This is a genomic window from Bacteroidota bacterium (assembly GCA_018698135.1).
In the GTDB taxonomy this organism is placed as follows: domain Bacteria; phylum Bacteroidota; class Bacteroidia; order CAILMK01; family JAAYUY01; genus JABINZ01.
Genome location: JABINZ010000192.1, coordinates 68,924 through 81,663, shown reverse-complemented (window position 1 = coordinate 81,663; position 12,740 = coordinate 68,924). Strand labels below are relative to the sequence as shown.

The 12,740-nt window shown below is 34.2% G+C and carries 8 protein-coding genes; 3 read left to right on the top strand and 5 right to left on the bottom strand.

All coding sequences use genetic code 11. The features are described from left to right. The 4 genes from HOG71_12580 to HOG71_12565 all read right to left on the bottom strand — a co-directional run. A partial coding sequence (locus tag HOG71_12580; GenBank protein ID MBT5991680.1) for a hypothetical protein occupies positions 1 to 476 on the bottom strand: 476 nt, incomplete at its 3' end. Positions 477 to 486: 10 nt separating this feature from the next. After that, positions 487 to 2,592 (bottom strand): hypothetical protein, encoded by a 2,106-nt coding sequence (locus HOG71_12575; protein ID MBT5991679.1) that lies wholly within the window; start codon positions 2,590 to 2,592, stop codon positions 487 to 489. A gap of 440 nt (positions 2,593 to 3,032) precedes the next feature. Next, positions 3,033 to 3,551, bottom strand: a complete 519-nt coding sequence (locus tag HOG71_12570; protein MBT5991678.1) for a hypothetical protein — start codon at positions 3,549 to 3,551, stop codon at positions 3,033 to 3,035. 99 nt (positions 3,552 to 3,650) lie between these two features. Then, positions 3,651 to 5,465 carry an ABC transporter ATP-binding protein gene (locus HOG71_12565; protein ID MBT5991677.1) on the bottom strand — a complete coding sequence of 605 codons (1,815 nt, stop codon included), beginning with the start codon at positions 5,463 to 5,465 and terminating at the stop codon, positions 3,651 to 3,653. 53 nt (positions 5,466 to 5,518) lie between these two features. On the opposite strand from HOG71_12565, the gene rbfA reads away from it, so the two are divergent. From rbfA to HOG71_12550, 3 genes are all read left to right on the top strand, one after another. Then, complete coding sequence (gene rbfA / locus HOG71_12560; protein ID MBT5991676.1) at positions 5,519 to 5,944, top strand: 30S ribosome-binding factor RbfA; 426 nt, start codon at positions 5,519 to 5,521, stop codon at positions 5,942 to 5,944. A 1-nt stretch (position 5,945) separates the two neighbouring features. Then, positions 5,946 to 6,776 (top strand): class I SAM-dependent methyltransferase, encoded by an 831-nt coding sequence (locus HOG71_12555; GenBank protein MBT5991675.1) that lies wholly within the window; start codon positions 5,946 to 5,948, stop codon positions 6,774 to 6,776. A 220-nt stretch (positions 6,777 to 6,996) separates the two neighbouring features. Beyond that, a complete protein-coding gene (locus tag HOG71_12550; GenBank protein MBT5991674.1) occupies positions 6,997 to 8,232 on the top strand; it encodes an ABC transporter permease in 1,236 nt (411 codons plus the stop codon). Between the two features lie 39 nt (positions 8,233 to 8,271). Here HOG71_12550 and HOG71_12545 read toward each other — a convergent pair whose 3' ends face one another. Continuing rightward, the gene (locus tag HOG71_12545) at positions 8,272 to 12,729 is read right to left on the bottom strand and encodes a PKD domain-containing protein (GenBank protein MBT5991673.1); all 4,458 of its coding nucleotides are present in this window, start codon (positions 12,727 to 12,729) and stop codon (positions 8,272 to 8,274) included. Between the last annotated feature and the right edge of the window lie 11 nt (positions 12,730 to 12,740).

Here is a 12,740-nt window from a genome sequence, read left to right as displayed (position 1 = left end):
TATGCCATAATATTGAACACGCTTCCAGTTGCAATACTTGCATAGCCAATAGTGCCAATTAATAGATTGATTTTATGACTATTCTGCTTAAAACTTCCATATCCCGGGTATAGTAAAGATGATGTAAGAATAGTTGATTGTTTGAAAGGAATATATTCGGAGAAAGCAAGATTGATATATATTGAGTCATCAATAACGATTCCTTCTTTTCTCAAATTACATGTGATTTTATTTTGACCATTTGAGATTTGAGAATCATTGGATACCGCAATATATTCTTTATACAGTGTTTGTCCTGCAATATTTTTAATTTCCAGCTTGCAATTAAACTTTGATGAAATATCGTTTGTACTAATATCAATTTGAACAACTAATTCATTTTCTGAGGCATCAAAACTAATAATTTGAAAGGAATTCTGTTGACCAAAAACAGTATAGGAAATGAGTATTAAAATAATATTAACGAAATATTTCATTTTTTTAGTTTTATGGTAAATATTCCCAAATTTCTGGCCGATACCTACCCATACCTACATACCCTTTCTGGTTTATCATAAAACAAAATGGATAATCCATAAAATTACCTGGGAATGCAGTTAATTGTGTCCATTTATCTAAAAGAGTTTTATACTTATATATATCCTTGTTTCTATCTAACACCCCAACTATAATCGAATCTTTTAATGAAAAAACAACAGCCCTAAAACCAGTTTCTCCTGGATAATCTTTTTTTTGCGACCAATAGTTAGAGTTCACATTATAAATAAATAGATCAGCTACATTTGAAATCAGCATTCCGTTATTTGCCGATTCTAATCCTTTCTCATAATAACTATTCTGCATGAGGTTAGCCTTTTTTGTCCATTTGTTTTGATTTGGATCATATTCCCAAAATTCCTTGGAATAACCTGATGTGGTTTTACCCCCACCTACATATCCTTTTCCATTTACAGCAAATCCGAATGCACCTCCTAATTTTCCACCCCCATAGTCAGCTAATTTTTTCCAACTATTTGAATCTATGTCATAAACCCAAAAATCTTGATGATATCTAGTTGGAAATCCATTTTCAAAACCAGTTCCAACATATGCTTTATTACCAATTACAAAACTTGTGTAGCCTCCATCAGCATAGCAAGGTAGGTTTGCTAGTTTAAGCCAACTTTCATTTTGGGGGTCATATCGCCAAAATCCATCGTCAAATAAAACATATCCATAATCTCCAACTGCAAAACTGAAGGATACATTTATGTAACCGGTAAAAGGTGCATCTTGCTTTCTTTCCCAACAGTCGCCTAAAGTTTGGATTCTAATCTCATTCCCATATACTGTTCCTGCATAGTTTGTTGCAAATGCTCTAAAATAATAGGTTGTATAGGGTTTGAGGCTATTTATATCTATGCTAAATTGTCCAAAAGAGTTCCCAATAGCGACTTTGTCATCTGATAATGTAGGATCTGGATTTGTGCTCCAGCAAACACCTCTGGAGTTTACAAAAGCACCTCCATCATTAGAAATAAATCCTCCAATTTTAGCCGAGTGACAATCATGAAGTAATATTGAATCAGTTGTGATGGTGGGTAAGTTGGGTAATTGAGTTGTAAAGCTTAACTCATCACCATAAGCAATACCTCTGCTGTTTTTTACAAAAGCTCTGATATAGTATTTTTTTGTAGGAGTTAAACCAGTAATATTGGCTGAAAACTCTTTTAATGTAGTGTTAACATTTATTTTCTGACTTGAAATTGTTGGAAGTGGACTTAAAGAGTAAACAAAACCAAGTTGCGCAGGTTGTTCTCCACCATCACTTTCTAATTTCCCTGAACAAAATGCCGATTCACATAGAATGTTTGAAACAGAATCAGTGATAACAACTGCTAATCGAACCATAGTTTTGAAACTAATTTCATTTCCATAAGATCGTCCTTTAGAGTTTTTTGCAAAGGCTCGTACATAATATGTTGTATTGGGGAGCAGGGAATTTAATGGATTGGAGAATTCATCTGTATTTTCTGTATTTAAAATGAGTGAATTAAGAATTGTTGGTTTTGTGCTAAGACTCCAACAAAATCCTTTTTCCAATATTGAATCGTAACCAGTATATAAAAGTTTTGCATTTAATATAACTGAAGAGTCAGTAATTGATGTAGCGTCATAGGTGGCAATAGCTGGTAACTCTAAATCAGATGTCTGGAATTGTAATATCTTACCGTAAATGATCTCTTCTCCATCTTTAATAAATGATCGAATATAATAGGTTGACAATGGTTTTAACTTTTGGATATCAATAGTTGATTCACCTATTTTTATTTCGCTTGTTTGCTTCGTAATAAGATCATTAATACTTGGGATATCATTCTCATAGGAATAACATACACCATATTCAATATCTTCATTCTCACTTAAATCTATAATGTTAACAATGGCTGATGCACTTATTGGTGTGACATAAAGTACTTCTTTTGTGTCAATTTTTGATTTTCGAACAATATCTAGTTTTTTACAGCTCAGGTTATTCAGAATCATAATCGAAAAGCCTAATACAAAAATGATTTTTATGAATAATATGAAATTCTTTCTGAGAGAGCTCATCGCGTAAGATTTACATGTATTACAGAAAAGTAAGAAGATGTTTCATTTTTTAATATTCAGCATTATGTTTTCAAATTTCACCATTTTTTTTCAATGAACATTGATTTTTTCGTATATCCTTTGTTATTCCACAGTCATGTTTATTGTAATACCATTCATATGTAGGCCACAGGTTCAGAAACTTCACAGACCTCCTGAAAATAATTCTGCAAATCTGTGGCAATTTTCACTTCAAAGGTTCAATAGCAGGTATTCAATTTTACTTTTATACATATCATTAATAATCAGCTTGATACTGATTTGACCTGCTTAATGATCTGGTAGTAGGGCGCGAATTATTCATGTAGCAATTGTAAATGCTCAGCGAACGCGTAACATACGCGCTCAAGAGAGGGGTTTTTGCAGACTTGTTCCTTCATGCTTTTGTTGGAGTTATACGATTATTGCGGCAAACTAAGGTAATATCTTAAAGACACAACATGTCGATTAAACTGGTTAAATCCATTTTTGTATAAACCAATATTATAACCATAGTTTATATCAAAAGAGCTAAGACTAATTCCTATCTCAGGTCTCAGTTTAACTGCGTAGTCCTGATTTAAATTGGTATAGCATAAGGCAGATAAGCTTGTATTAAAAAAAAATGCGTGAAATCTTACTTGTATTTTTGGTGCTAAAACTAATTTGTCAAAATAAGAGAACTCGACACCGCAATTTATTATTGCTGACAGAAAAGGAGGACCACCAGCTTCCCAAATGTAAATACGATAATAATCAATTTCACCATACAAATATTTAGAAAAATCAATGCCAAATATTAAGCCATGGTCAATCCAGTCAGAAGTAACTTCCGGCACAGTAGAAGTAGTATCTGATAGAATCGTATCATTCTGAGCTGATAGGTTTTTGCTAATTAGGACGATCAATAGCGGTAATAATGTTTTATATAATCCTTTCATTTATCTGCTCATAAATCATCCTATTTCAATCTGTTTTCTAATCTGCATTTCAAGTTTGAATTGCAATGACTTCGTCAGTTCCTAGCACAATTTTAAAATTTAACTTTCCAACTGTTGCAACTCATACAATTTTTTATAAACTCCATTCTTTGTAATCAAGTCAGCATGTGTGCCTGACTCAATGATTTGACCCTTATCCATCACATGAATTGTATCTGCTTTTTGGATCGTACTTAAACGGTGTGCAATGACAATACTGGTGCGATTTTCCATGAGTTTGTACATGGCATCCTGAACAATCTTTTCTGATTCAGTATCTAAAGCGGAGGTCGCTTCATCTAAAATTAATATTGGAGGATTTTTCATGATAGCGCGAGCAATGCTAATTCGCTGTTTTTGTCCACCAGATAATAAACCACCTCTTTCACCAATATTGGTTTGGTAGCCATTTTCAGTTTCCATGATAAAATCATGTGCATTGGCCGCCTTAGCAGCTGCAATAACATCCTCTTCTTTGGCATTCTTTATTCCAAAGGCAATGTTGTTAAAGAAGGTATCATTAAACAAAATCGCTTCCTGATTTACAACAGCCATTAAATTGCGTAAATCAAAAAGTTTGATTTCACGAATATCGTTTCCATCAATTAATATTTGTCCGGACTTAACATCATAAAAGCGAAGTATCAATTCGGCCATAGTGGTTTTTCCACTTCCCGATTGACCCACTAAGGCAATTATTTTCCCTTTTTCAATTTCAATATTGATATTTTTCAAAACAGGCTTTGCTGTATAGGAAAATGAAATATTATCAAGTTTGATACTTGAATTAAATGTGTTGACAGAAATAGGGTTTTTGGAATCCTTAATTAGTATTTCCTGATCAATTAATTCAAAAACACGTTCTCCTGAAGGAACTCCTTTCATGATATTGGTATACACCATGGAGAGTTTTTTAGCAGGCTGGGTTATTTGCTGGAAGTAAATAACAAAAATCATGATGAGGGTATGTTGCAATTTGCCTTCAAAAACCAATCGCCCACTGAAGTAAAGAAAAACACCAACAGTTATAATTCCTAAAGTTTCTGAAATAATGGGTACAGCCCGACTTTTATTAAGCACTTTTTTAGATTGTTTTCGGTAATCGTTATTGTGTTTGCCAAAAACAGATCGCATATATTCTTCAGCATTAAAAGCTTTAATTACTCTTACACCTGATGTAAACTCGTCAATTACAGTACTTAACCATCCCAGCTTTTCCTGACTTTTTAATGAGTTCTTTTTGAGTGACTTCCCAATGAATGTCACCATAATGGCCATGGTAGGAATCAGAATAAAAATATAAAGAGTTAGGGAAGGAGAGGCAGAAATCATTAACACAATAAATATAATGATGGTATATGGATCTCTGACCAAGCTTTCTAAAGTAGTGATTATCGATTGCTCAATATTTAATAAATCAGCTGTAAACCGACTCATAATATCACCCTTTCGTTCGCCTTCAAAATGAGCAATGTGTAGCTTTTGTGTTTTTTGAAACATATCGGAGCGGATGTTCTGAATTACTTTTGTTCTTATTGAGTTCATCAGTAATTGAGAAATATAGCGGATTAAATTACTCAGGATGAATATTCCAACAATAAAAGTTAATGCAACGGAAAGCGCTTTGGTTTTACTTTGTTCTTGCAAACTATCGATTAAATAATTATTTAGCTTAGTTAAAAAAGCAAACTGAGAGTTCTGCAAGCTTGTAATTGTGCTTACACTATCGCCTGAAAATAATAGTTTTAATATGCTATCTAAAAATGAGATAGTTAAAGCCAGAAGAGTTACTGCAATAATCATTGTCAGCATATGCAAAACGAATTTTGCAGTATAGGGCTTTATGTATTTGAGTATGCGCCAGAATGTTTTCACGGAGGCAAATTTAATTATTTCTGTATAAAGGATAATTATCGGAAATTTGCATAATGACTAGTAGAAGACAAGAAAAATTTGCAAGACTGATTCAGAAGGAGTTAGGTTACATTTTTTTAACAGAAGGTAAGAAGCATTTTGGAGATGTGATTATAAGTGTAACAAGAGTTGTTGTTTCCCCCGATTTAGGGTATGTAAAAGCTTATCTAAATTTTTTGAATGTTCAGGATTCTCAGCAGATGATCCTGTTAATTGAGAAACATACAAAGGACTTAAGAAGAGTGTTGGCAGCACAGCTTCGAAATTCTGCCAGAAAAGTTCCAGAATTGAATTTCTTTTATGATGATACGCTGGATTATATCGAAAAAATGGATGATGTTTTTAAAAAGCTGCATGAGCAAGAATCTTCCTCCGCATCAGACCGACAAAAAAAGGACAATAAAACAGAAGATTTGAACGAAGGGAACAAAGAGGAATAGTATGAAATACGAACCAATTAAGCACAGCATAGATAGTTTTATTTCGAAAAGGCCATCAATCAAACGTTTGTTTTTCAAGTTACTCGATTTATACTTATTGCGTACATGGCATGTGCATAAGGAATTGAGAAAAATTAGATCGGACTATAAAGATGGGTTAACGGTATTGGATGGTGGAGCTGGATTTGGTCAGTATTCTTTTTGGATATTGAAGAAATTCAAAAATGCTGAAATCACCGGTGTTGATATTAGCCAAAGTCATGTCGATAAAGCACAAGTATTTTTCGATCAGTCTGGTTTTAAAGGTAGAGCTTTTTTTGAACAGGGCGATTTAACTAAATATGCCAAGCCAAATAGTTTTGATGTGATCGTTTCAGTGGATGTGATGGAGCATATTTTGGATGATCGGAAAGTGTTTGAAAATTTCCATTTGTCATTGAAAGAAAATGGGATACTGTTTGTATCCACTCCATCCGATCAGGGAGGTTCTGATGTTCATGATCATGATCACGATCATGAAAATGATGGAAGTGCCTCATTTATTGATGAACATGTTCGTGATGGATATGGTGTGGAGGACATTACAGAAAAACTGAAAACAGCCGGCTTTTCTAAGGTGGAAGCAAATTATACCTATGGAACTCCGGGGAAAATATCATGGAAGCTTTTAATGAAGATTCCAATTAGTTTGTTAAATATTTCTAAGGTGTTTTTTATCCTACTACCTTTCTATTGGATTATTGTCTATCCTTTTTGCTTGATTCTGAATTATGCAGATACCCAAGGGACTCATAAAACAGGAACTGGCTTAATGGTAAAAGCTTATAAATAAGTTAAAAGTGAGCTTAAGTTGTAAGTGCCTAAAGTATTAAAATGGATAATTTGGAATTTAAGAATGGCATTGAATAATTTATGAGTTGGATTGATAAATAAAGAAAAGAAAACAACAGATGAATCACATTAGATTTTGGCTAATTTTACATCAGTTTCTAATATATTAATAACTTTTCACTATAGGCACTCTAAGTACTTAAAACTTTAGTCACTTATCTATGAACATTTCCTTCTGGTTTGCAAGAAAGTATTTTTACTCTAAGAAAGTAAGGAATGTAATCAACCTGATTGCCAGAGTATCCCAAATTGGAATTACGGTTGGAACCATGGCTTTAGTTGTGGTTTTATCTGTCTTTAATGGGTTTGAAGATGTCATTCTCTCTTTATACAATTCATTTGATCCATCTATACGTATAACTCCAGCTGAGGGAAAATTCTTCGAAGTTGATAGCCAGCGAATTGAAGCTATTAAGCAAATGGATGGGGTTGTTTATCTAACACCTGTTATCGAAGAGAATGCATTAATCAAATACAAGGATAATCAGACCATTGCAACATTGAAAGCCATCAATGAAGAGTACTTTACCCATTCAGGAATAGATTCCATGATGATAGTAGGACATGCTAAACTGATGACGGATAAAGCTTATTATTCAATCCCTGGTTCAGGTGTAGCATCCAAACTGGGTTTGAGCTTCTTCGGTTTTGATGAATTTCTTCAGATCTATTATCCTCAAAAAGGAAGTCCTTCTTCCTTTGTTCTGAATCCAAATAAAGCATTCAGACAAAAGAGTATTGCCATGTCAGGTATTTTTCAAGTACAGCAAGATTTTGATGAGAAATTTATATTAATCCCGTTAGAATTTGGTCAGAAGCTTATTGGTAATACACAATATACCTCGCTTGATATTTTGTTGGAAGATGATGATAAAATGTCATCCACAAAAAATAAAATAGCAGATTTGCTTGGCCCTGATTATATTGTAAAAGATCGTTTTGAACTTCATAAATGGCTGTATAATATTATGAAGTCGGAGAAGTTAATGGTTTATCTAATTCTGTCTTTTATCTTATTAATTGCCGGTTTTAATTTAATTGGCTCGCTGCTCATGTTAACCCTTGAAAAGAAAAAAGACATGATGATATTGCGAAGTATGGGGGGCGAAGAAAGCTTAATCAGACGGATCTTTTTTTATGAGGGACTATTATTATCCATTACCAGTGCCATTGGTGGAATTGTTTTAGGACTGATCTTTTGTTTTCTGCAAATGAAATTTGGAATTATCCGAATTAGTCAGGGATCAACATTTATATTAGATGCGTATCCTGTTAGTTTTCGATTAATGGATTTTGTTTGGGTATTTATTACAGTGGTTATTTTAGGATTTCTATCTTCTTATTTACCAGCCCGCGCAGCTTGGAAGAACTTATCGATTAAAGATTTAAGTAAATAGAATAATCTGCAAAGTATAATAACAGTTAAAGGGAAAATATTAGCGAATTAGCGAAATAGTTCCTGTAATAACTTCTTTTTGTTCTTTTGTTCCTACCGCTACAATTCTAAAATAAAAAACTCCTGTTTGGCACAATTGGTCTTTATATTTACCATTCCAGCTTTTAGTAATATCATCACTTTCAAACATTAGTTCTCCCCAACGATTAAATATCTGTATTGAGAAAGAAGTAATGTATTTTCCTTTGACAATAAATTCATCATTCACACCATCGCGATTTGGCGTAAACGAATTTGGAGGCCACACTAATAAGGGGACTGAAATACAATCTTCATTTGAATAGCTTTCAACCAAAGTGTTATTTTCAACTGCTCTTATTCGATAACAATACTCATCCAATAGATCGACAGTTTGTTCATCTGTAAAGCTAAACTCAGTAGGGCTTTTTGAAATGATTGTATTAAAAAATCCATTATCGTCTTTCAATTGAATTTCCTGGTAGGAAACACCATTGCTCCAATCTTCATATGGCGTCCAAGTCAGCTCAGGAGCCTCACCATCTGCACTCACGTTGAGTAAAATGGTTTTACCAATATTGGTATAGGGAGTGAGATAATCACAACTGTCGGTTACCTGAATGCGATAGCTATAAGAAACATCAGATGTATTGACACTTTTATCAATATGAGAATTTGCGCTTGCACTTTTTTCTATGATTGGTGCATAACTAATCCCATCTGAAGACCGCTGTATCAGGTATTTACTTGGCGAACCTGTTAAGCTGGGAGTCCATTCTAATAATATTTGATCTTTTTCAAGAACGCTTGCTCTAATGAGTTGATTTTGGCTTACATGTTCATTGATTCTAACAAAATCAAATGTTTGATCCTTGCAATTGTGATTTGAATTAACGTCCAGATCAATCCGATAGACACCCGAAGCGCTAAACATGTTTTGCGGATTTTGTGCATTTGAAAAACTAACTCCATCAATTTTCCAATCCCAATCACTCAGCATGTCTGGGTTATTGATTGTTGTTTCATCTGTAAAATTGGTGTTTTCATCTAAACAGGCATTTGAAATTGAAAATGCTGCAACAGGCATGGGGTAAACAATCACAGCAGAAGAAGTAGAGTCGGAACAACCTTTTTGGCTTGAAACACGAAGTTTAACTGTAAATGTATTGTCATTCAAATAAGAATGAGATGTATTTGGAACACTGGATGTGCCTCCATCTCCAAACTTCCAATAATTAACTGTAATTATCCCATTGGGAATAGTGGAGGAGCTGCTGAAATTAAATAGATTGCCATTTAAACATTGGGCAGACTTGTCAACTATAAATGAGGCATCAGGCATTGGGTTAACACTTACATTTTGTACTAAACTGTCAATACAGCCTACTGCAGATGTGATTTTAAGTTTAACCTTATACGTATTGTAGGCGTTGTAGTGATGTGTCACATTATTCGTGCTTGCCTGAGTTCCATCATCTAAATCCCACAATCGATCCTGCAATGTTCCAGAGCTAATGGTTGTTTTATCAAGAAATACAAAACTATTTCCATTGATACATTGGTCATCATCATTGATCTCAAATTTCACATCAGGCATTGGATATACAAGAACAGGATTTACGATGGAGTCTTCACAGCCTTGATTTGATGTTACTTTGTATTTGATATTGTAGGTGCCTGGATTTGCATAATTGTGATAGGCAGAACTTTGTACATAGGTTTTTCCATCATTCATATCCCATAAATAGGAATTAATGGTTCCACTGGAAATAGTAGAACTATCTATACAAACGAAGAAGTTATCATTTAAACATTGCCTGTCATCGTTTATCGAAAAACCTGCATCTGGCATAGGAAAAACAAATACTTTTTTGATAAGTGAATCGCGACAACCAAAATCTGAAACCAATGCAAGTTTGACATCATAACTTCCATCTTGTGTATAGGAATGACTTATATGCTGAACATTGGATGTATATCCATCACCGGCATCCCAATTAAACTCAGAAATAATACCAGGTGAAATTGTCGATTCATCAATGAATTGAAAACTATTATTTGACAAACATTGGGTATTATCGTTAATTCGAAAATCGACCAGAGGCATTGGATAAATAAATATTTGGCCATAAGCTGTGTCATGACAATCAGCTGTTGATGAGACGATCATACTAATCTGAAAAGTATCATGAGTGGCATATTGATGATCAGGACTGGTTAAATTGGATGTAAATCCATCACCAAAATCCCATACATAGTTGACTGCTCCAAAATCAATATGAGTTTTGTTCGTAAATTTGGCGGTGTTGTCTCTCAGACATTGTGTAGTGTCATCAATTTCAAAGGCAGCCCGTGGTTCGGGATTAACATAGGCTTTGTGAATTAATTTTGACTTACATCCCCAGTTTGAGGTTACGACTAGGGACACGTCATAATTTCCCGATAAAGAATAAATATGATCTGGTTCACTCAATAAAGAAGAATCACCATCATCAAATAGCCATTTATAACTCATCGTACCTGAGCTCAAGTAGGAATTGTTAGTAAACTTAAAATGATTGTCGTCAAAACATTGGAAACTATCATCAATAGCAAATGCACTGATGGGAGTGGGATGTATATGAACAAAGGCAATTTTTTCAACTGTATCCTTGCATCCGATATTTGACGTTGCAATTAAAGTAACCAAGAAAGTATCAGCTGTTGTGTAGGTGTGAACAGGATTTTTATAACCAGTACCCGATCCATCACCAAAATCCCAACTATAACTTAGATTACCTGAACTGATTGTCGTTCGATTTTTAAATTCATATTTGTTTTTATCAAAACACTGTGCACTATCGTTCATGGTGAATTTTGCCCTGGGAGAAGGAAAAACAATCATTTTTTTCCAAGTTGTGTCCTTACAGCCTTCATCTGATATGGCAATTAGGCCTACATCAAAAGTGTCTTCAACAGAATATGTATGATAAGGATTTTCCAACACACTACCAATCGAGTCTCCAAAACTCCAGATGTATGATAAATCACCATTGGTAATGGTAGAATTATTCAGATAAAATACAGAATTCTCATTTAAACATTGTGTGCTATCGTTAATTGTAAAATCAGATTTTGGTTTTTCATGTATGTTTAGCGTCCAATTTATCGTGTCGACTTTTCCAGTTTGTAGATAAATGAGAATACCCACTTCATAATCACCCGCTGCGGTATAATAGTGAGAAGTTTTCATGCTGTCGGAGGTATTTACGGGAGATGTAGGATCGCCAAAATTCCAATCTACTGAATCAACTAAACTTGAATTTGAGACAATGAATTTGGTCGTATCGCCATAGCACTGATTGAAATACTGAAATTCGGGATTGAAGAAATAACTTTGGTTGAAAGTTGGTAAACCATATTTGCTTTTCCGGCCAGCCAAGTAAACCCCATTGTCTTTGTATTTACTTGCTGCTCCATACGCATTTGGGTTCCTGATCACACCTAAATATCCTGATGTTCGTGCTACATATATTTTAGCATCAATGGCAATTTGCATGGCACCAACCTGTGATCCAGAATTGCCAATTTGTATTTTACTGGCTCTGATATCAGCTTTTGTGCCTGCAAGCAAAAAGAATTGATATATTTCGCCATAACTTCGGGAAGTAACATAAAGTTTAGTACCATCAGGTGAGAACTCTATACCATATGGATCTTTTATTGAAGTAATTGTATTTGCATCAGAAACAACACCTGAACTATCATCGAATTTCAGAATTTCAACAACACCAACATTACTTTGAATGGCTAATGCCAGTTTTTTTCCATCAGGAGAGGCTTTTAAATAACCTGCAGCTTTACTAAGAGAACCTCCATGTTTAACACCAACATTGCTAACTATGGGAGTAGTGTTAAGACCTGCGGAGTCAATTCTATAAGCAAAAAAGGCCGTGGTGTCCCAACCATGTGTAATAACCCAAACACTAGTATCATTTCTGTGTTTTATTGCTGTCACTTTTTCTGTTGTGGGAGTTAAAAGTGGGTTGTTCTTTGAAATTACCGAACCAAGTCCACTTGATCTATTCATGCTAACAATTGAATATTTAAGCCCTTGGGGTCCTGTAACATCATCAACAGTAAAAACATAATAAATACTATCGCTTAATGGTTTTTGAACAATAACGGATGATTGAGTTGAAGGATAACCACCATGTAAGCCATTTCCATTGTCCATTACCTGATGATTCTTATTCCAAATGGTCAGTCCATTGGTATAAAAAAGAAGTTTCCCCTTATCATCTGAAATTGTGGCGCAACCATCGTATTGAAACATGGCGCTGTTGCCTAATGGAACTGGTGAGCCTGAATTAAAGTTTATACCTGCATATTCACCGAAATACCAAATATTTCCTTGTTTTTGCGCAAAGAGATGACTAAAACTACTGATTGTAAAAACAATACAGAGTGTAATGGCAGTATATGTTACTCTTTTAAACATTATATCAATGC